The sequence below is a fragment of the Methyloradius palustris genome (assembly GCF_019703875.1).
GTDB classification, from domain to species: Bacteria; Pseudomonadota; Gammaproteobacteria; order Burkholderiales; family Methylophilaceae; genus Methyloradius; species Methyloradius palustris.
Genome location: NZ_AP024110.1, coordinates 2,540,643 through 2,561,776 on the forward strand (window position 1 = coordinate 2,540,643; position 21,134 = coordinate 2,561,776).

Sequence of the window (21,134 nt, forward strand, 5' to 3'; positions counted from 1 at the left end):
GTGTTACTTACGAATAATCCAGTAAATCGGCTTATCGCTTTCAGCTTTAAGCTGCAGCATTTGTTCACGATTCATCGCCGTCAGCACTTCATCAAAACTTAGCTGTTTTTCTTCTGACGTTTTATGCGCGAGCGGTTCGGCATACTTTAACCAAGCCGGGTTCTCTATATAGCTACGATCATGCATGCAAGTTTCAAACACATGCAGCTTGCGGCTTTGTTTCTCCAGCTTTTGAAATTCAACTACGGCATTAATTTTTTCTGCTGCATTCTCTGCGATAGTCAGGCAAGCATCTCCCGCCAACTCAAGCGGAGTTGGCGGTGCGGGTAGGCTTTCATCTTTTTTATCAATGTGCATAAAAGCAAAAATAGCATAAGCAATCCCAGCCAAAACCATAATTGCCAATCCCGCCTTGACCAAGAGATGACGATTTTTTTTAGCATTTACCATTTTGAGCATCCATTTCTAAAACCAAACTCAAGAAACTTGAGTTTGGAACATGTCTGGCTAATTCCTACACGATATTCAGCCGAATACTGATTAGCTACTTGCTGCGCAAGACATAAGATGGAGTCTCTTTAATTGGGAGCATCCACATGAACGTCCATCTAAGCCTGACCCCTGTCATCTCACTCATTGCTGGCATACTGATTTTAGTCGTGCCTAGCTTGCTGAACTACATTGTAGCGATTTACCTGATTATCATTGGCGTAGTGGGCCTGCTTGGCGCTACTGGTCATCTGTAGTATCGTCTAAGAATAAGCATAATCAATAATAAGCGGGGCGTGGTCACTGAATCGCTCCGCTTTGTAGATAGATGCTGCCTTAGCAGTTTGCGCGATTAAAGGTGTTGCAATCTGGTAATCAATACGCCAACCCACATTCTTCGCCCAAGCTTGCCCGCGATTACTCCACCATGTGTAGCATTCATCCGTGGTATCTGGATGCAGCTTACGATAGACATCGTGCCAGCCCACACGGCCAAATAAATCGGTAAGCCACGCCCGTTCTTCTGGCAAAAAGCCAGAATTCTTTTTGTTGCCTTTCCAGTTTTTTAAATCAACTTCTTGATGCGCAATATTCCAGTCACCAGATACCACCACCTCACGACCACTGGCTTTAAGTGCTTCAAGATGAGGCATAAAACGCGCCATTACATCAAACTTAAAAGCCTGGCGTTCTTCTCCACTTGAGCCTGAAGGCAAATAAAGTGAAATCACGCTGAGATTGCCAAATTGGGCTTCTATGTAACGCCCTTCAGCATCTATATCTGCCAGCCCCAACCCCACAATCACTTTGTCTGGCTTGGCCTTGCTGTATATACCTACGCCGCTATAACCTTTTTTATCAGCATAGTGAAAATGGCCATGGTAACCCTCAGGTGCTAGCATTTCCGCTGTCATGTCTGCAGCTTGCGCCTTAAGTTCTTGCATGCAAATGACGTCAGCATTCTGCTTTTGCAGCCACGGGTAAAAGCCTTTGTTCGCGGCAGAGCGTATGCCATTGAGATTCGCAGATATAATACGTAACAATTGAAACCTTCCTTTGACTGACTAAACATGTCCGAATTAAGCCCTCATTCAAACAAAAGCCCAAACAATGATTTTACGCAAGAATTCATCCGCTTTGCGATTAATAAACAAGTGCTACGTTTTGGTGAATTTAAAACCAAAGCAGGCAGATTAAGCCCTTATTTTTTCAACGCTGGATTATTCAATGATGGCGAAAGTCTGATGAAGTTAGGCGAGTTCTACGCTGCTGCCCTTATCAAATCAGGCATTCAGTTCGACATGCTGTTTGGCCCCGCTTATAAAGGCATCACTTTGGCCGCCAGCATTGTGATTGCGTTAGCAAGGCAAAGTCACAACATTCCATTCGCATTCAACCGCAAAGAAGCTAAAGACCATGGCGAAGGCGGCACCATCGTCGGTTCTCCTCTGCAAGGCCGCGTGCTGATTGTAGATGACGTGATTTCTGCGGGCACTTCAATTCGTGAATCAGTTGAAATCATACAAAAAGCGGGCGCAGTTCCTTGCGGTGTAGCGATTGCGCTGGACAGGCAAGAACGAGGTTTGGGCTTACTTTCAGCCGTACAAGAAGTGCAGGAGAAGAACAATCTGCCTGTCATCAGCATCGCTGGATTAGCGGACCTGATTCAATATCTTGATGGTGCAACAGAATTGGCCGAATTCAAACCAGCGATTGAAGCCTACCGCGCAGAATATGGCGTGCAGGTTTAGTTCAACTCACTGATGGCCATCGTCAACAGCTTTGGCTATGTGGCAAACCCTGAAGCCAAAGTTCTGATTTTGGGTTCAATGCCCGGCAAAGTATCACTGGCTAAACAACAATATTATGGCCATGCACAAAATCTGTTCTGGCCGTTTATGAACGAGATTTTTGGTATAGATCTCAATCTGCCTTATGATCAAAAACTGGCCTTACTGCAAAGTAATGGAATAGCGCTTTGGGATGTGGTGCAGGAATGCGAACGACATAGCAGCCTAGATAGTGACATTCTTGAACATAGTATCAAACCCAATGACTTTAACGAGTTCTTTCAACGCTATCCTGCTATTCAGCATATATTCTTCAACGGCGCCAAAGCGGAATTGAGCTTCAGAAAATATGTATTGCCCGCCAACAATAACCTTGAATATTTGCAGCTGATCAAGCTGCCATCTACCAGTCCAGCTAATGCTTCAATCAGTAGAATGAAAAAGCTTGAAGAATGGCGTAAGGTAATATCGTTCACCCAGCGCTGACAGAACCTGTCTTACAATGACATTTCTTGTCAAGAGCCCTATTGCCGCAGTGAGTCGTTTGCAAAATCAAGCAGATATGGTGCAGAATCATTCCCTAATCTAATATAAAATTGCCTAAGAGCAAGTCATTCAGTATCGGGAAACTATGCAGGTTTTGCCCTCGCGCCGTATCAGAAACACCTTTGCGATCTTGATCGCAAGCATGCTGATGGCCTCAAATACTAGCTCCTTACTTGCGGCTGATACCAAAGCTGGCTCTGGAAAAATTCTAAAATGGGTGGATGATAAAGGTATCACGCACTATGGTGATTCGATCCCATCTCAATATGCTGATCGTGATAACAGTGAGATTAACTCTCAAGGCATCACCATCAGAAAAAACCATATCAAGCCAAAAGAACAAACCGTACTTGAGATAGCCAACCAAGACCAAACACGTCGTGACCGCGCATTACTGGCCTCTTATACGACTGAACAAGAAATCGATTTGGCACGTGACCGCAACCTGGAAATGGATGTGATTGCGATTGATGGCTTAAAACAAAGACATGAAACCGTGAGTAAAAAGCTAGCAGATAATCAAAAACTGGCAGATGGATTCAATACCCGTAAAAAGCCAATACCTCAATTCCTGTCTGACAACCTGCAAGACAGCCAAGCTGAACTCGCTCGAATCGACTTGCAGATGAAGTCACACCAAGACAATATGGACGCTGTACGCCAACGTTTTGATAACGACAAACAACGCTTTATTAATTTAAAAGCCGCTACCCAACAATAATTGGGTAGCGGCTTTCGCTGGCCTAACTAGCCATTTAGGCAGTTAATTTCTTTTTCAAAATCTCATTCACCTGTCCTGGATTGGCCTTGCCTTTAGAGGCTTTCATTGCTTGGCCTACTAGCGCGTTAAATGCCTTTTCTTTGCCAGCTTTGAATTCTTCTACCATTGCTGCGTTCGCGGCTAGTACTTCATCAATGATAGCTTCGATGGCACCGCTGTCAGTAACTTGCACTAAGCCTTCGGCATCAATAACGTCAGTAACTATTAAAGACCAATCTAAACCACCATGAGCATTGACCCCCTTAATTCGCACATCTGGGCTTGCCCACAATCGCTCAAAAACTAACTTAGCTGAATTGTTAGAAATACTGCCATCAGCAATTCTCTGAAGTAAACTTGCTAATAATTCTGCAGTTATTGGAGAATCCTCAATAGTCGTGTCTTCAGCATTTATTTTCGCTGCCAGCGTGCCCATAATCCAATTAGCGGCTGGTTTTGCCTCAACTCCAGCGGCCACTACCGCAATAAAATAATCTGCAACCGACTTAGAAGCAGTAAGCGTGGCGGCATCATAACTTGAAAGCTGATACTCACTTTCAAAGCGAGCCTTCATTGCCTCTGGCAACTCTGGCAACTCCAATTCTGCAGCCGCTTTGTCAGCTTCCGTAATATCTAGTGGCAACAAATCAGGGTCTGGGAAATAGCGATAATCGTTTGCCTCTTCCTTGCTGCGCATGGAGCGAGTTTCACCAGTATCGGGGTTAAACAGCACTGTAGCCTGCTGAATGGTGCCGCCATCTTCCAGCGTTTCGATTTGCCAGCGGGTTTCGTATTCAATCGCTTGTTGCATGAACTTGAATGAGTTGAGGTTCTTAATCTCGCGACGCGTACCGAGTTTGTCTGAACCCTTTTTGCGTACCGATACGTTCACATCACAACGGAAACTGCCTTCCTGCATATTGCCATCACAGATATCTATCCATTGCACCAGCTCATGCAGCTTCTTGGCATAGGCAACAGCTTCAGCAGCTGAGCGCATATCTGGCTCGGTGACGATTTCGAGCAAAGGCGTGCCCGCACGATTCAGGTCAATACCCGTCATGCCTTCAAAGTCGCCATGCAACGATTTACCGGCATCCTCTTCCAAATGCGCGCGGGTAATGCGAATCGTCTTTTCAGTGTCACCAACCTGAATAGTGAGCGAGCCTTTGCCGACGACAGGCAACTCAAACTGGCTGATCTGGTAACCTTTAGGTAAGTCAGGGTAGAAGTAATTTTTACGGTTAAACACTGAGCGCGGTGCAATTTCAGCATTTACAGCCAAACCAAATTTAATCGCGCATTTCACGGCTTCTTTATTTAGCACGGGCAGTACGCCTGGCAAGGCAATATCCACTGCACTCGCCTGTGTATTCGGCTCTGCACCAAAGGCAATGCTGCTACCTGAAAAAATCTTGGATTTTGTTTTGAGCTGGGTATGTGTTTCCAGCCCGATGACGACTTCCCATTCCATATTTAAACGCCCTCTGGCATGCGCTCATGCCAATCTGTGACTTGTTGATAGGCATGCCCAGCTTGCAACATACGCGCTTCATCAAAATAGTTGCCGATAATCTGCAATCCTACTGGTAATGATTTGCCATCCTGCTCAACAAAACCAGCTGGGATGCTCATGCCAGGCAAGCCAGCAAGATTAACGGCAATGGTGTAAATATCCTGGAGATACATGGCGACAGGGTCATCGGCCTTTTCACCTGCTTTAAAAGCGGTAGATGGTGCTGTAGGGCCAAGAATGATGTCGCATTTCTTGAACGCTTCGGCAAAGTCTTGCGCAATCAGGCGACGTATTTTCTGCGCCTTGAGGTAGTAAGCATCAAAATAGCCCGCACTCAATACATAGGTGCCAATCAAGATACGGCGTTTAACTTCGGCACCGAAACCTTCAGCTCGGCTTTTACAGTACATATCCATCAAATCCGTGTATTCCGCAGCACGGTGACCGTAACGCACACCATCAAAACGGGAGAGATTACTGGATGCTTCGGCAGGCGCCAGCACGTAGTAAACGGGGATAGAAAGCATGGTGTTTGGCAGGCTAACATCAACGATTTCAGCGCCAAGTTTGCGGTATTTGGCAATAGCAGTTTCGATAACTTTCGCAACGTCTGCGCTCAAGCCTTCGGCAAAGTATTCTTTAGGTAAGCCAACGCGCAGGCCAGCTAATGGCTTATCTGCGCTTAATTGCGCAAACCCTCGCGTGTAATCTTCTTTTTCACGATTGAGGCTGGTGGAGTCGCGCTCGTCAAAGCCTGTCATCACGTTCATCATCAACGCCATGTCTTCGCATGATTTCGCCATGGGGCCTGCTTGATCTAGCGATGAAGCAAAAGCGATCATGCCGTAACGTGAAACCAAGCCATAGGTTGGTTTTAATCCAGATAATCCACAGAGTGAAGCTGGCTGGCGAATAGAGCCACCAGTATCAGTACCGGTTGCGGCGGCACACAGCCTTGCTGCTACTGCTGCTGCGCTACCACCAGAACTGCCGCCAGGCACGCGTGATCTATCCCATGGGTTTTGCACCTTGCCAAAATAGGAGGTCTCATTGGAAGACCCCATGGCAAACTCATCCATATTAGTTTTACCCAGATTCACCGCACCAATCGCATCAAAACGCTCAATCACGCCTGCATCATAAGGGCCGATGAAGTTTTCCAGCATCTTTGAACCACAGGTAGTTTTCCAACCCTTGGCAACAAAAATATCCTTTTGCGCAATGGGGATGCCAGTTAATGTAGATGCCGTATTGCTGGCTAACATGGCATCTGCAACCTTAGCTTGTGCCAGCGTTTTATCGTGGTCTAGCGAGATATAAGCATTGATTGCTTGGTTATGCTGATCTATACGGGTTAAAAACGCCTGCGTGAGTTCAACGCTTGAGACCTGTTTTTCAGCCAGCATGGTGCTGAGCTGTTTTAAGCTTTTATTAATCATTTTGTAAGGCTGTTCTTAATATATTTGATATCTTTGAATTTATTCAATGACTTTGGGTACGAGGTAAAGGCCTTTTTCAACGGCAGGCTCAGCAGAGCCATTGCCGACTGGCGGTGCGTTCTTCTGAAACAGTGTTCGCTGATCAGTTTCTGTGACAACATCCTCACGTAAACGCTGGCTGACATCCTGCGAATGTGACATTGGGGTAACGCCAGTTGTATCAACAGCCTGCATCTGTTCGATCAAACCAAGAATGCCAGTAAGCTTAACCAAAGTGGCTTCTGCTTCTGTATCGTTTACTTCGATACGTGCAAGGTGCGCTATGCGCTTGATGTCTGTGGTACTCAGTGACATTTATCTCATCCAAATCTTAAAATTTAAAGCAATATCAGGTATTATAACTTGATTTATGCACATCTTCAGTCAAGGCCAATCTTGACATCGCACTACACCGCACAAAAATTTACACTTAATTTTAAAGTTACACACTATACAAGCGACACTAGGATACAAAACAATGTTCGGTATGATTAATAGTTATTTCTCCAACGACCTCGCCATTGACCTTGGCACAGCAAATACCCTGATTTATGCACGTGGTCGAGGCATCGTTCTTGACGAGCCATCCGTAGTCGCTATTCGCTTGGAGGGCGGTCCTACGGGCAAAAAAACCCTACTCGCCGTAGGCTCTGAAGCTAAAGGCATGCTGGGGCGTGCTCCAGCCAATATTATGGCAATCCGCCCAATGAAAGATGGCGTGATTGCAGACTTTACGATTACTGAGCAAATGCTCAAGCATTTCATCCGCAAAGTACACGAATCGCGATGGTTTTCACCCAGCCCACGCATCATCATTTGCGTACCCGTTGGCTCTACCCAAGTTGAACGACGTGCGATTAAAGAATCAGCAGAGCGCGCAGGTGCAAAACAGGTATTTTTGATCGAAGAACCAATGGCAGCTGCCATTGGTGCTGATATGCCAGTCGCTGAAGCCACAGGCTCTATGGTGGTTGATATTGGTGGCGGCACTACAGAAGTCGGCGTGATCTCATTAGGTGGTATTGTTTACGCAAGATCTGAACGCGTTGGTGGCGACAAATTCGACCAAGCCATCATTGATTACATTCGCCGCAACTATGGCATGCAAATCTCCGAGCCAACGGCTGAGCTAATCAAAAAGAAAATCGGTTCTGCATTCCCAGGCTCTGAAGTGCTGGAAATGGAAGTGACTGGCCGTAACCTGGCAGAAGGCTTGCCACGTAAATTCACTATTTCAAGCAATGAAATTCTTGAAGCATTGACTGAGCCATTGAATGCGATTGTAGGTGCTGTTAAGTCGGCATTGGAACAAACACCTCCAGAGTTGGGTGCCGATATTGCAGAAAAAGGCATGGTACTTACAGGCGGTGGCGCGCTGTTGCGCGACCTTGATCGCCTGCTGCTGGAAGAAACTGGCTTGCCAGTGATTGTGGCGGAAAACCCATTGACCTGTGTAGCCAGAGGCTGTGGCCGTGCACTAGAAGAAATGGATAAATTAGGTACCGTATTTGCCACAGAATAAACACATAAGCTGTCACTGAACTTAGTACATCATACAAAAACAGGCCTTTAAAACGGCCTGTTTTTGTATGATGGCGGTAATAATTGTTTGTTGAGTTTTCACCAAAAAAGTTAAAAAGATTAAGGCCGCACTAAATATGGCGCGTGGGATCGATTATCAGCATAGTCCAGCTTTCTTTGTACGCGGCCCCAGTGCGTTCGCGCGACTGGTGTTCTTTGCCGCATTATCACTATCGCTGATGGCCACTGATTCACGCCTGCATTACCTCACTGAAATTCGCCTTGGCTTTGTTGCACTATTCCAACCCTTACAATCACTAGCCAATCTACCTAGTAAATTGTTACAAAATACTGATGAGTATTTTGTAACGCACGACCATTTACTCAAGCAAAATGAACAACTGACCAAACAAGCACTGTTAGATAGCGTGCAACTGCAACGCCTTAATTCGCTGGAAGCGGAAAATGGACATTTACGTAGCCTGCTAGGTGCGGCACAAAGCTCTAAACAAGCAGCCAAACTGGGTGAGATACTGCATATGGGGCGTGATCCGTTTACCCACAAAGTGGTGGTTGACCTTGGCTCACAACAAGGGATTGTAGAAGGTCAGGCTGTGATTGATGGTGCAGGGGTGATTGGTCAAGTGACGCGCGTTTACCCATTCAGCAGTGAAGTCACACTCATTACAGATAAAGAACTCGCCATCCCCGTCCAGATTGAGCGCAATGGCCTGCGGGCTATTGCCTTTGGCCATGGCCGTGATACCACCGTTGATTTACCATACCTGCCAGCCAATGTGGACATACGCAAAGGTGACAAGCTAGTGACTTCAGGTATCGATGGCGTATATCCCACTGGATTAGCCGTGGCTGAAATCACCAAAGTGGAACGTAACCCCAACTCACCATTCGCCGATATCGTCGGCGTACCTGTCGCTGGCATCAAAAATCATCGGCAATTGCTGCTGCTGGCACTGCCTAAGGTTGATGAAGTGAGAAAACAATTAATCAAACAGCCCGCAATTAACTTCGCAGATAAAGCGGAAAAACCTGAAGCTGCATCGCAAACAGATAACACTCCAGCAGCCAGCAAAAAACCTTGAGAATCATACGGCTAAAAACAATCTACCTGACTTTGCTAGCAGCTTTCCTCTGCTACCTATTGCCGTGGAGCGGTGCGGCCTTGGTCGCGCGGCCAGACTTTGTGCTGCTTGCGCTACTCTACTGGATATTACGTGCGCCGCAATTCACCAACATTGGTACTGCCTGGTTCGCTGGGGTATTGATTGATTTAGCCAGCGGTAGCCTGTTTGGCCAGAATGCCCTCGCCTATGCAGTCACCGCTTTTTTTGCCGTCACCTATCAGCGCCGCCTAGTGTTATTCAATGTCTGGCAGCAATCAGCCTATGTATTCATATTGCTAGTACTCAACCAGGGGACTTTAGCCATACTTAAGCTTTTTGCAGGCGGCGAAAACCCTGGTTTGAGTTATTTCATCCCATGCATCAGCGGGATTATTCTTTGGCAGTTTGTGATCTTTTCCAGCATAAGCATTGAAACCCATGCGAAAAAAACTTGATGCTAGCTCATCTTTATATACGGCCAGTTTGCACCAAGAGCAAACCTAATCAGGCCAAACTTTAGTTAGCGTATTGCATGAGATCACGTTCAGAACTTAAAAATTACCAACTCGAGAATTATCACTTTCGCATACGGCTAATCGTGGCGATGGTGGTGGTGGTAATTTGCTTTGGCATACTTGCCAGTCGTTTCTTTTTCCTGCAATTCAATCGTTACGACTACTACCAGACACTGGCTGAGAATAACCGTATTTCACTAGTACCTATCGTACCCAATCGCGGATTGATACTGGATCGCAATGGCGTCATTCTAGCGAATAACTTTTTCGTTTATACGCTAGAAATCACGCCGTCTAAAATCAAGGATGTCGAGGCCACCATCAACGAGCTAAGCCGGTTTGTTGAAGTCAGCACAGCAGATCGCAAACAGTTTAAAAAACTGCGTCAGCAAAGCCACAACTTTGAGAGTGTGCCGATACGCACCCACTTGAATGAGGTTGAAGCGGCCAAGTTTGCAGTTAACCGTTATCGTTTTCCTGGTGTAGAAATCAAATCACGCCTTTTCCGCCATTACCCCCAAGGCAAGCTTGGCTCACATTTCCTAGGCTATATTGGCCGCATGAATGATAAGGACTTGGAATCGTTAAGTACATCTGGAGATTTATCAAACTACAAAGGTTCAGACCACATCGGTAAAACTGGCCTGGAACAATCCTATGAAAAAAGCCTGCACGGTACTACGGGGTTTCAGCAGGTGGAAATTGATGCCGACGGCCATGCAGTGCGCGTGCTATCAAGCACGGCGCCTATTCCAGGCAACAATCTGGTGTTGGCAGTGGACAGCAAATTGCAGTCGATTACGGAAGAGGCTTTTGGCGACCATCGCGGTGCGCTGGTGGCGATTAACCCAAAAAATGGCGAAGTACTTGCTTATGTCAGCATGCCCACTTTTGATCCCAACCTGTTTGTAGATGGTATTGATAGCGATAGCTGGAAAGAGTTGAATGAATCATTAGATAAACCATTGATCAACCGCCCCCTGCGTGGCCTTTATCCACCGGGCTCCACATTTAAACCATTTGTGGCAATGGCTGGCCTGGAAAATGGGAAACGTGAGCCACCTTTCAGCATTAGTGATCCTGGCTTCTATATTCTGCCAGGTAGCCCACATCGTTATCGCGACTGGAAACCAACGGGCCATGGCATGGTGGATATTCAACGTGCCATCACCGTATCTTGTGATACATTTTTCTATGGACTGGCGCTGGATTTAGGCATAGACAGACTGACCTCATTCGTTCGCCACTTTGGTTTTGGTAAGAAAACCGGCATTGATATTGATGGCGAGATCAGCGGCCTACTGCCTACACCAGAATGGAAATATAGGCGCTGGAAGCAACGATGGTTTCCAGGCGAAACAATCATTGTCGGCATAGGCCAAGGCTACACGCTGGTCACACCATTGCAATTGGCGCAGGCCACTGTAGCGCTAGCCAACAATGGTACGGCGATCCAGCCACGCCTAGTTTCCAGTATTCAAGACAATCTCACTGGCATCAGTCATCCGCAGCCAGTGGTTGATGTCGATAAAATTGAACTGCAGCAAAAGAATATCGATATCGTTCGCGCGGGCATGGTGGGGGTGATGCTGCCTGGCGGAACCGCCGCTAGTGCGGGCGCCAATAGTCCATATTCGATTGCCGCCAAGACTGGGTCTGCGCAGGTCGTGGGGATCAAACAAAATGAGAAATACAACGCCAGTGCCATTTCTGAAAGACACCGAGATCACGCCCTGTTTATCGCCTATGCTCCCGCTGATGATCCAACAATCGCCATAGCCGTCATTGTGGAAAATGGTGGTCATGGTGGATCAGTCGCCGCACCGATTGCCCGCCGCGTCATGGATTACTATCTGTTAGGTAAAGTGCCAGAAAAAGCACCCGTCGCTGAAGAAGTGAAACCAGTAGATGCCGCAGCCCCAACAGAGGATATCCATGATTAGACAGCTATCAAAATATCTGACGCGCCATATCGATTCGTTCCTGATGGGCTGCCTGTTCTTTACGTTATTAGTCGGGCTCTTCGTCTTATACAGCGCCTCTGCGCAAAGTATGGATCGCATCATCGCGCAGTTATTCAATATTGTGGCGGCCTTCGGCGCCTTATGGTTAGCCAGTAACATTCCGCCACAGCAGATGGAGCGGGTGGCACTGCCGCTTTATGCTGTAGGTATGTTGATGCTGATTGGCGTTGCGCTGTTTGGCGAAGTTAGTCACGGTGCAAGAAGGTGGTTGCATCTCGGGTTTATGCGCATCCAGCCTTCAGAACTGATGCGGATCGCCGTGCCCTTATTACTTGCCTGGTATTTCTCAAGGCGTGAAGCAACACCGCAATTGAGGGATCATGCAATTGGCGCGATATTGCTTGCAATTCCAGTCTTATTCATCATGAAACAGCCTGACCTCGGCACCTCACTATTGATTGCAGCATCAGGGTTTTATGTATTGTTCCTCGCTGGCTTGAACTGGCGACTGATATTGGGTGCAGTTGTCTTGGGCGGCGCCAGCACACCGATATTGTGGTCATTGATGCATGATTATCAGAAAAAACGCATTGAAATATTGTTCGACCCTTATCAAGACCCGCTCGGCTCTGGCTATCACACGATACAAGCGACTATTGCGCTGGGTTCTGGTGGTATTGCAGGCAAGGGTTGGCTGCATGGCACGCAAAGTCAGCTGGATTTCCTGCCTGAGCGCACGACTGACTTCATCTTTGCCGTGTTTGGCGAAGAGTTTGGCCTTTTAGGTAATTTGTTGCTACTGTTACTTTTTGGCCTGATCATCGGCCGCGGCCTTTACATTGCCTTACACGCACAAAGCACGTTTAGCAGGTTATTGGCTGGTAGTATTACACTGACTTTCTTCACTTACATTTTCGTCAATATCGGCATGGTGAGCGGCATATTGCCAGTAGTCGGCGTGCCTTTGCCGCTGATTAGTTATGGCGGCACATCGTTGGTCATGCTGATGCTGGGCTTTGGTATCCTCATGAGCATTCATACACACAAAACACTGGTGGCTTCTTGATGACATACGCACGAATTGTTCTGATTACATTATGCACTTTGATATTAACCGCCTGCGGCGGCGCTAGCAGTGTTAAACCTAATACAACAACGCCTACTGCTACTAGCGCCAATAAACCTGCAGTCGCTGCAACGCCAAGCAAAAAAGGTGGTGGCTATTACCTGGATGACGGCCCTGGCGATAACCCGCCTGCCGATATAGATAGCATTCCAGATGCCATCCCACGCTTAGAAACACCATTACCGCGCGCCAATCGCCCTTATGTTGCGCTGGGTACACGCTACACGCCATATACCGCTTATGTTCCTTACAAGGCAAAAGGCATCGCCTCTTGGTATGGCAAGCGTTACCACGGTCAGAAAACTTCAAGTGGCGAAATTTACGATATGTATGGCATGACGGGTGCGCATACCATTTTGCCTCTGCCTAGTTATGTAAAAGTCACTAACCCTGAAAATGGTAAATCTGTGATTGTTCGGATTAACGATCGCGGGCCGTTCCATAGCGATAGACTGATAGACCTGTCTTACGCAGCCGCTTATAAGCTCAGGTTGGTTGGTAAAGGTAGCGGGTTAGTTGAAGTCGAGTCGATAGACGCGAGCAAATATCCTAATCAGTACATCTACAAAGCTGAGGCCGCAACCGTGGCAGCGCCGCCGATACAAGCAGTAGAAGTGCCAGCGACTCCCGCACCAGTATCTACACAAGCTACCGCATCACCCGCAAATGTTGAGCCAGCACAAAGCGCTGTAGCAGCCAATCCCACCACCATTACAGAAATCACAAGCCCTGGTGACTATGTGCAAGTGGGCGCATTCAAAATAGAAACGAATGCTGAAGGCCTCAAAAGCAAACTGGCGCAGAACAAACTGGTGGAGAATGTGTCCATTCATAGCTGGTATAATAATGGAACTTATCGGGTATTACTCGGGCCTTATACCAGCCGTCAAGATGCAGAAGATGCAGCATCAGACATCAAAAAGGTGCTTGGTTCTAACGCGATTGTCATTAGAAGATAATCATCTGTTAATACTCTCGGCTACTCATTAATTACGTACTTCAGTATTGGAAATCATGTCTTATTTAATCAAAGCGCTTGCTCTCGCCCTGTCATTCACTGTTGCCGCCGAAGCCATGGCCGCAGATATCCCGCCACCACCAGTACTCACAGTTAAATCGTATATCCTGCGCGATTTTAACAGTGGCAACATCATTGCTGAGCAGCAAGGCACAGACCGCGTAGAACCGGCCTCACTCACCAAATTGATGACCGCGTATCTCTCGTTCAAAGCGCTGAAAATGGGGCATTTGCAATTAACGCAAACCCTGCCTGTGAGCGTAAAAGCCTGGAAAATAGAAGGCTCCAAAATGTTTGTTGAGCCTAACAAACCAGTCACCGTGGATGAATTACTGCATGGCATGATCATCCAGTCTGGTAACGATGCCTCCATCACACTGGCTGAAGGGATTGCCGTCACTGAAGATGCCTTTGCCGATCTCATGAATAAAGAGGCAGCTCGCCTCGGCATGAAAAATACGCACTACATGAATGCCACTGGGTTGCCTAACCCGCAACATTACACAACAGCCTACGACCTATCATTACTGGCAGCCGCGTTGATTCAGGACTTTCCAGCCGAGTACAAAAAGTTTTATTCCACCAAGGAATACACCTACAACAACATCACCCAACCAAACCGTAACCGCCTGCTATGGCTAGACCCATTTGTAGATGGCATGAAAACAGGCCACACCGAGAGCGCTGGTTATTGCCTGATTTCATCAGCAAAACGTGGCGATACCCGCCTGATTTCAGTAGTGCTAGGTGCCCCAACAGATAGCGCCCGCGCCACCGAGAGCCAGAAGCTGCTGAATTACGGATTCCAGTTTTACGAATCAACACTGGTATATAAACGTGGTACAGCCATCAATACGCTCAAAGTATGGAAAGGCGCCGAACGAACGGTTGGCGCAACAGTGCCTGCAGACCTTTATATTACATTGCCCAAGGGTGAGTACAGCCAAGTGAAAGCTCAAGTCACAAGCAAGCAGCCTTTACTCGCGCCGATTGCTGCTGGGCAAGAAGTGGGTACGATTCAATTCGTATTGAATGACAAAAAAATCGCTGAAGCCAAGCTAGTTGCAGCGAAAGAAGTCGCTGTGGCTGGTATTTTTGGCCGCATGTTCGATAGCATCAAGCTCTGGTTTGAGTAATATTAAGCTGAGTTAGGGGGTCTAAATAAAATGGCTGATAACGATATACCTGAAGGACAAGAAACCCTCATCGAGTTCCCGACTGACTTCCCGATTAAAGTCATGGGCGAAACGCATGAGGATTTTCATAACACCATCATCACCCTTATCCAGGAGCATCATCCAGAATTTGATGCTAACGGTATAGAAACGCGTGCGAGCGCCAATGGCAAATATACCAGCCTGACCTGCACGGTCTATGTCACGTCCAAACCGCAACTGGACAATATTTATCGCGCGCTGTCCTCTCACCCCATGGTGAAATTCGCACTTTAATCGGCACTCGCGAGATACCGCACCGCATGACTAGACAACTTGTTGTCAAACAACTCGGCCGCACCGATTACGAAGCTATTTGGCATGCCATGCAGGCATTCACAGAAAGCCGTGATGAACACACCCCTGATGAAATATGGATCACAGAGCACGATGCCGTTTATACATTAGGACTTAACCGCAAGTTAGTACGCATGCCAAGCGATACTTCCATACCAGTTGTGTTGGCAGATAGAGGCGGGAAAATCACTTACCACGGGCCTGGGCAGCTCATCATTTATCTGCTCATTGATTTGAAGCGTAAAAGTTTATCCATAAGGCAACTGGTCAGCGCGATGGAAAGTAGCATCGTGGAATTACTCGCCGAGTATGACGTTAAAGCCTATGCCAAAGCTGATGCACCTGGTGTGTATGTTTTGATTAACCAAGTTGAGAGCAAAATCGCCTCGCTCGGTTTGCGACTTAAAAACCAGTGTAGTTACCATGGCCTGAGCCTGAATATTGATATGGATCTAAGTCCATTTTCCGCAATTGATCCTTGTGGCTACAGTGGCCTGCAAGTTACACAAACTAGTGATCTTGGCTTATTCATTGATCTGTCGCAAGCAAGTGAATACTTGCTTAAAGCGCTTACAGAGTCGCTCAGTTATACTAGCGTTAAATACGAAACACATGATGACTGACACCGCATGACCGACACTGCTGAATCATTAAGCCCAGAAAAAATTATTCCCGCACGCAAAGAGCCTGGCCATAAAGAAACTGGCCAAGCCAAAACTGCACGCATCCCGATCAAGATCATCCCTCAACCCGCCATGCGCAAGCCAGAATGGATCCGCATGAAAGTGCCAGATAGCGCCCGCTTTCAGGAAATCAAACAGATCCTGCGCGAGAATAATCTGCATACCGTATGTGAAGAAGCCTCATGCCCCAATATCGGCGAATGCTTCAGCGGCGGCACTGCAACCTTCATGATATTGGGCGATATCTGCACCCGTCGCTGCCCATTCTGCGATGTCGCACATGGCAAGCCCTTGCCACCCGACGTCAATGAGCCAGAGAATTTAGGCCGTACGATTGCTAAAATGCGATTGAAATACGTGGTGATTACCAGCGTGGATCGCGATGATTTAAAAGACGGTGGCGCGCAACACTTTGTTGATTGCATCCACACCGTGCGCAAATACTCGCCCGACATCAAGGTAGAAGTGCTCGTGCCTGATTTCCGTGGCAAACTAGAACGTGCCATTGAGGTATTAAAATTGGCACCGCCAGATGTGATGAACCACAACATGGAAACCATTCCACGCCTCTACAAAGAAGCACGCCCTGGCGCTGACTACATGGAATCACTCAAACTATTAAAAATATTCCGTGAGATGCACCCAGAGGTACCTACTAAATCTGGCCTGATGCTAGGCCTTGGTGAAACCGATGAAGAAATCCTAGAGGTCATGCAAGACCTGCGTAACCACAATGTCACGATGCTGACGCTAGGCCAATATCTGCAACCCACACCCCATCATTTACCAGTTAAACGCTTTGTCACACCCCAGCGTTTTGCTGAATTTGAACAACAAGCACTTGCAATGGGTTTTACGCATGCAGCTTGCGGCCCCATGGTAAGGTCTTCATACCATGCAGACCAACAAGCGGGAATGCATGCCCTTTAACAGAACTGCTTAAGTCGCCAACCGATACCCAACACCCGTCTCGGTAATCAGGTATTTAGGCTGCGCTGCATCTTCTTCCAGCTTTTGTCTTAAATGCCCCATGTAGATACGCAGATAATGACTGCTTTCGACATAGGTTGGGCCCCACACTTCTTTGAGTAGTTGGCGTTGTGTAACTACGCGGCCAGAGTTTCTGATGAGTATGCCGAGCAGCCTGAATTCTATTGGGGTGAGATGCACTAGCTCGGATGCGCGAAATACCTGACGTTTGGGTAAATCAACTGTGATTTCGCCAAAGCTGTATAGGCCATTGTTGCTGTTGCCTTCTACCGCAAGTGACCTGCGGCGTAGTTGGGCACGGATTCTGGCGAGCAGTTCTGCACTGCCGAATGGTTTGGTCAGGTAATCATCGGCACCAGCATCTAGCGCTTTGACTTTTTCTACCTCATCGGTGCGGGCAGATAGCACGATAATCGGCACCGTGCTCCAGCTGCGGATTTGCTGAATCACTTCGATGCCGTCCATATCAGGCAAGCCAAGGTCTAGCACTACGGTGTCTGGCTTACGCGTGCCGACTTCGATCAGGCCTTGTTGGCCCGTCTCCGCGCTATGGACTTGCAGGTCGGCATTTTCTAAAGAGGTGATGATGAAGCGGCGAATCTGCTGTTCATCTTCAATGACGATAATGTTGGCGAGCGGTTCAGACATCTGGCGATTCTAGCATTGAGTTTTCCAGCGCGATATTCACATCCTCAGCCACAGGCATCGCGGGTGGCTTGCCTAAGGGTAAAGAAAAGATAAAAATCGCGCCATGTGGCACTTGGGTTTCTGCACAGATCTTGCCACCGTGTGCCTGAATAATCGCCTGGCAAATAGATAAGCCCAAACCCACCCCTGGCTTGGCTGACTCTTTTTCGCCGCGGGTGAATTTATCAAAAATATGATCGCCCAAGCCTGCTGGCAGACCTGGGCCATTATCGGCGACTGATACCCATACATCCTGACCATTTTGGCGGGCAGAAATGGTAATCATGGAATTTTCTGGCGTGTATTTGCAGGCGTTATCTAAGAGGTTACAAAGCACACGCTCCAGCATCACCGCATCGAACTGTAATAGCGGCAGGTCTTCAGGCAAATGGGTTGAAACCTGATGTTTCTCCAATGTTGGCCGCATGATGCGCAATGCTGAGCCGACGATTTCTTCCAGCATCTGCCATTGCCGATTGAGTTGTATTTTGCCTGATTGCAAACGCGCCATATCGAGCAGATTGATGACCAGTTGCTGCATGCGGAAAGTCTGCTCATGTAGCGCACTAATCATGGATTGCTGATTCTCAACGGCAACCAATGGATTTTGCTCACTTTGCGCTTTTAATATGCCACTGATTCCCAGAATGGAAGTTAGCGGCGTTCGTAGATCATGCGAAATAGCGCTTAGCAATGAGTTTCTCAAGCGTTCAGATTCCATATTCACCAAGGCATCGCGGGCGACTTCAACATAGTGCACGCGCTCTAGCGCCAAGGCGATTTGGGCGGCAAAGGTATCGAGCAACTGGCGCTGCTCTGGCAAAAATATCTGCGCTGGGCTGGCTGGCTCAATAACTAGCACACCACGCGTGCGCATGGGTGCCTTGAGCGGCAAATAAAGGTGGGCACTGGAAGGTAAAGTATTAGTGCCCAGACCAGCTTCTTCCTGATTGTCATACACCCATTGCGCGATCCCGCTATCGACTTTTTCAATATGCTCCGCTAGCGCCCCATCATCGCTGGCATGCACGACTTCTGCATGATCGTGCAGCTTGTCCTGGCTATCTGGTAGCACTATCGCAATTTTGGACTGAAATATGCCAGATAGATGGTGCGTACTGATTTCCACAATGTGGCTGGAAGTGAGTGCTGACGCCAACTGCTTGCCCAAGTCATACAATGCGCGGCTGCGTTTTTCACGATAGTTAGCGACTACGGCCTGGTAGCGCAAACTCGCGGTCAATTGGCTGATGACCAATGCAACAATGAACATGACAGCGAAGGTGAGCAGATATTGCGTGTCAGAAACCGAAAAGGAAAATCGGGGCGGCACAAAGAAGAAGTCAAACGCTGAAACACTGAGCACAGAGGAAAAAATACCAGGTCCACGGCCAAATTTGGCTGAAATCAGCACCACGCCCAATAAATACAGCATGATCAGGTTGGATAGCTCAAACGATTGCAGCAGTAAATGCGCAACGATGGATGAAGCCGCACTCACCGTAATCGCCCAAACATAGCCACGCCGCTTGGTTCGGCTCACTTGTTCAGGCGTTAATCCAAAAGCGGTTCTAATGGCATTATCAGGCTTGATACGGCTTTTATCCTGCGCCTGGCGCACCACGATATGGATATCCACATCAATCGCGTCACGCGTCAATCGGTCGGTCACACTGGGGCTGATGAGCCTATAAAAAAATGAACGCGTCGGCTTGCCCACTACCAACTTGGAAACATTGCGGCTGCGGGCATAACCTAGTAAAACGCGACTTATTTCAGTGCCACTTAACGTAGCAGTTTCAGCGCCCAAATCTTGCGCCAGACGCATGGTTTTGAGGATGGCATTCCGCTCTTGGTCAGTGAGCCTTTGTAGCGCTGGGGTTTCCACATATACAGCCAACCAATCAGCTTTGAGACTTGCTGCCAACCTTGCTGTAACGCGCACTAGTTGCTCGGCTTCGGGGCCAGAACCAACACCAACCAGAATACGGTCATGTGCCTGCCAGACTTGCTGAATGGATTGGTCGGCGCGGTATTCACGCATCTGCGCATCTACGCGGTCTGCCGTTCTGCGCAGCGCCATTTCACGCAGGGCAATTAAATTGCCCTTGCGAAAGAAATTCTTGCGCGCCTGTTCAGCTTGTTGCGGAATATAGACTTTCCCATCTTGCAGGCGACGCAAGAGCTCTTCTGGTGAAAGGTCGACCAGCGTCACTTCATCGGCAAGATCAAACACTTTATCGGGCAGGGTCTCGGCGACGCGAACCCCTGTAATCTGGCCAACCACGTCATTCAGGCTTTCCAGATGTTGTACGTTGAGCGTGCTGTACACATCAATGCCAGCGGCGAGCAACTCTTCTACATCTTGCCAGCGTTTGGGGTGGCGCGAACCATCGACATTGGAGTGTGCCAGCTCATCCATCAAAATCAGTGCTGGTTTGCGCTTGAGGGCTGCATCCAGATCAAATTCAGTGAGGGTACGACCACGGTATTCAACTGACTTGAGTGGCAATTGAATCAAGCCACTTAGCTGGGCTTCGGTATCTTTGCGACCATGCGTTTCAATCACGCCAATTAGCACCTCCAGACCCTGCCGCGCCAACACCTGGGCGGCAGAAAGCATGGCAAAGGTTTTACCAACACCCGCACAACCTCCGAAAAATATCTTCAGCTTGCCACGCTTTTGCTTGGCATCTTCTAGCTGGATTTTCTCCAATAACTGGTCGGGGTCGGGGCGCTGATCATTCATGTTGTTAGTATATGCTATCTGTAATAAGGCTGGATTTAACCAGCACTTGCAAAGCCTTATAAAGCCTTATTTAGCTGTTTTAGACGTTTCATCCAGCGCCAGATTCAATGCCAGCACATTCACCCGCGGTTCACCCAAAATGCCGAACTGGCGACCTTGAATATGCTTTTGTACCAGCTCGGTAACTTGCTCTGGCGTAAAACCACGCGTTTTTGCAACGCGGTCAATCTGGTAAATGGCCGCTGCTGGGCTGATTTCGGGGTCTAAGCCACTGGCAGAAGCCGTCACTAAATCAACAGGGACAGGTAGTTTGTTGTCAGGGTCAGTCTGTTTAAGGGCGGCGATACGACCATTCACGGCATCCATCAAGGCAAGGTTGAGTGGCCCCTGATTGGAACCAGAAGAAGCTGCCGCATTGTTAGGGTAAGGCGATGTGGCAGATGGCCTGCCCCAGAAATACTTGGAGTCAGTAAAATTCTGGCCGATCAGGCTTGAGCCTACAATATTGCCGTCTTTTTTAATCAGGCTGCCTTGTGCTTGTTCTGGGAAAAATGCTTTGCCTATGCCCGTTATTAATAGTGGGTAAATGGCGCCAGTAATCAGGGTAATCCCTAAAAACAAAGCGATGGCTGGGCGTAAATATGATTTCATGATGTTTCCTTAAAAT

22 protein-coding genes are annotated in these 21,134 nt (G+C 47.9%); 14 read left to right on the plus strand and 8 right to left on the minus strand.

Annotation, left to right across the window (positions count from 1 at the left end; genetic code table 11):
- Window positions 1-3: 3 nt before the first annotated feature.
- Window positions 4-450 (minus strand): hypothetical protein, encoded by a 447-nt coding sequence (locus tag ZMTM_RS12275; RefSeq protein WP_221764117.1) that lies wholly within the window; start codon window positions 448-450, stop codon window positions 4-6.
- 146 nt (window positions 451-596) lie between these two features.
- On the opposite strand from ZMTM_RS12275, the gene ZMTM_RS12280 reads away from it, so the two are divergent.
- Window positions 597-746, plus strand: a complete 150-nt coding sequence (locus ZMTM_RS12280) for a DUF3096 domain-containing protein (protein WP_221764118.1) — start codon at window positions 597-599, stop codon at window positions 744-746.
- Between the two features lie 6 nt (window positions 747-752).
- On the opposite strand, the gene ZMTM_RS12285 is transcribed toward ZMTM_RS12280, so the two are convergent.
- The gene (locus ZMTM_RS12285; RefSeq protein ID WP_221764119.1) at window positions 753-1,532 is read right to left on the minus strand and encodes an exodeoxyribonuclease III; all 780 of its coding nucleotides are present in this window, start codon (window positions 1,530-1,532) and stop codon (window positions 753-755) included.
- Between the two features lie 27 nt (window positions 1,533-1,559).
- Here ZMTM_RS12285 and pyrE point away from each other — a divergent pair, with 27 nt between their 5' ends.
- The 3 genes from pyrE to ZMTM_RS12300 all read left to right on the plus strand — a co-directional run bounded on the left by pyrE (window position 1,560) and on the right by ZMTM_RS12300 (window position 3,546).
- Complete coding sequence (gene pyrE, locus ZMTM_RS12290) at window positions 1,560-2,240, plus strand: orotate phosphoribosyltransferase (protein ID WP_221764120.1); 681 nt, start codon at window positions 1,560-1,562, stop codon at window positions 2,238-2,240.
- 12 nt (window positions 2,241-2,252) lie between these two features.
- Window positions 2,253-2,765, plus strand: a complete 513-nt coding sequence (locus ZMTM_RS12295; protein ID WP_221764121.1) for a DNA-deoxyinosine glycosylase — start codon at window positions 2,253-2,255, stop codon at window positions 2,763-2,765.
- Window positions 2,766-2,910: 145 nt separating this feature from the next.
- Window positions 2,911-3,546: a DUF4124 domain-containing protein gene (locus ZMTM_RS12300; protein ID WP_221764122.1), complete on the plus strand. Its 636-nt coding sequence runs from the start codon at window positions 2,911-2,913 to the stop codon at window positions 3,544-3,546.
- Between the two features lie 34 nt (window positions 3,547-3,580).
- Here ZMTM_RS12300 and gatB read toward each other — a convergent pair whose 3' ends face one another.
- The 3 genes from gatB to gatC are packed head-to-tail and all read right to left on the minus strand — an operon-like array spanning window position 3,581 to window position 6,894.
- Complete coding sequence (gene gatB, locus ZMTM_RS12305; RefSeq protein WP_221764123.1) at window positions 3,581-5,059, minus strand: Asp-tRNA(Asn)/Glu-tRNA(Gln) amidotransferase subunit GatB; 1,479 nt, start codon at window positions 5,057-5,059, stop codon at window positions 3,581-3,583.
- A gap of 2 nt (window positions 5,060-5,061) precedes the next feature.
- Window positions 5,062-6,540: an Asp-tRNA(Asn)/Glu-tRNA(Gln) amidotransferase subunit GatA gene (gatA, locus tag ZMTM_RS12310; RefSeq protein WP_221764124.1), complete on the minus strand. Its 1,479-nt coding sequence runs from the start codon at window positions 6,538-6,540 to the stop codon at window positions 5,062-5,064.
- 39 nt (window positions 6,541-6,579) lie between these two features.
- Complete coding sequence (gatC, locus tag ZMTM_RS12315; protein WP_221764125.1) at window positions 6,580-6,894, minus strand: Asp-tRNA(Asn)/Glu-tRNA(Gln) amidotransferase subunit GatC; 315 nt, start codon at window positions 6,892-6,894, stop codon at window positions 6,580-6,582.
- Window positions 6,895-7,057: 163 nt separating this feature from the next.
- Between gatC and ZMTM_RS12320 the strand changes: the two genes are divergently transcribed.
- From ZMTM_RS12320 to lipA, 10 genes are all read left to right on the plus strand, one after another.
- A complete protein-coding gene (locus ZMTM_RS12320; protein WP_221764126.1) occupies window positions 7,058-8,101 on the plus strand; it encodes a rod shape-determining protein in 1,044 nt (347 codons plus the stop codon).
- A gap of 136 nt (window positions 8,102-8,237) precedes the next feature.
- A complete protein-coding gene (gene mreC / locus ZMTM_RS12325; protein WP_221764127.1) occupies window positions 8,238-9,203 on the plus strand; it encodes a rod shape-determining protein MreC in 966 nt (321 codons plus the stop codon).
- Entirely contained in the window at window positions 9,200-9,679 is a 480-nt protein-coding gene (mreD, locus tag ZMTM_RS12330; RefSeq protein WP_404804669.1) for a rod shape-determining protein MreD, read from the plus strand. Before mreC ends, mreD begins: the two co-directional genes overlap by 4 nt.
- Window positions 9,680-9,756: 77 nt before the next feature.
- A complete protein-coding gene (gene mrdA / locus ZMTM_RS12335; protein ID WP_221764128.1) occupies window positions 9,757-11,682 on the plus strand; it encodes a penicillin-binding protein 2 in 1,926 nt (641 codons plus the stop codon).
- On the plus strand, window positions 11,675-12,769 hold the full coding sequence (gene rodA / locus ZMTM_RS12340; RefSeq protein ID WP_221764129.1) for a rod shape-determining protein RodA: 1,095 nt from the start codon (window positions 11,675-11,677) through the stop codon (window positions 12,767-12,769). The genes mrdA and rodA overlap by 8 nt, the downstream gene beginning before the upstream one ends.
- Window positions 12,769-13,788, plus strand: a complete 1,020-nt coding sequence (locus ZMTM_RS12345; protein ID WP_221764130.1) for a septal ring lytic transglycosylase RlpA family protein — start codon at window positions 12,769-12,771, stop codon at window positions 13,786-13,788. The genes rodA and ZMTM_RS12345 overlap by 1 nt, the downstream gene beginning before the upstream one ends.
- A 55-nt stretch (window positions 13,789-13,843) precedes the next feature.
- A complete protein-coding gene (locus ZMTM_RS12350; protein WP_221764131.1) occupies window positions 13,844-14,983 on the plus strand; it encodes a D-alanyl-D-alanine carboxypeptidase family protein in 1,140 nt (379 codons plus the stop codon).
- Window positions 14,984-15,013: 30 nt separating this feature from the next.
- Entirely contained in the window at window positions 15,014-15,298 is a 285-nt protein-coding gene (locus tag ZMTM_RS12355; RefSeq protein WP_221764132.1) for an HP0495 family protein, read from the plus strand.
- A 26-nt stretch (window positions 15,299-15,324) separates the two neighbouring features.
- Entirely contained in the window at window positions 15,325-15,981 is a 657-nt protein-coding gene (lipB, locus tag ZMTM_RS12360; protein WP_221764133.1) for a lipoyl(octanoyl) transferase LipB, read from the plus strand.
- A gap of 6 nt (window positions 15,982-15,987) precedes the next feature.
- On the plus strand, window positions 15,988-16,971 hold the full coding sequence (gene lipA, locus ZMTM_RS12365; protein ID WP_221764134.1) for a lipoyl synthase: 984 nt from the start codon (window positions 15,988-15,990) through the stop codon (window positions 16,969-16,971).
- A gap of 9 nt (window positions 16,972-16,980) precedes the next feature.
- On the opposite strand, the gene kdpE is transcribed toward lipA, so the two are convergent.
- From kdpE to kdpC, 3 genes are all read right to left on the minus strand, one after another.
- Complete coding sequence (gene kdpE, locus ZMTM_RS12370; protein ID WP_221764135.1) at window positions 16,981-17,679, minus strand: two-component system response regulator KdpE; 699 nt, start codon at window positions 17,677-17,679, stop codon at window positions 16,981-16,983.
- Entirely contained in the window at window positions 17,672-20,467 is a 2,796-nt protein-coding gene (gene kdpD, locus ZMTM_RS12375; RefSeq protein ID WP_221764136.1) for a two-component system sensor histidine kinase KdpD, read from the minus strand. Before kdpD ends, kdpE begins: the two co-directional genes overlap by 8 nt.
- Before the next feature lie 66 nt (window positions 20,468-20,533).
- Window positions 20,534-21,118, minus strand: a complete 585-nt coding sequence (gene kdpC / locus ZMTM_RS12380; RefSeq protein WP_221764137.1) for a potassium-transporting ATPase subunit KdpC — start codon at window positions 21,116-21,118, stop codon at window positions 20,534-20,536.
- Between the last annotated feature and the right edge of the window lie 16 nt (window positions 21,119-21,134).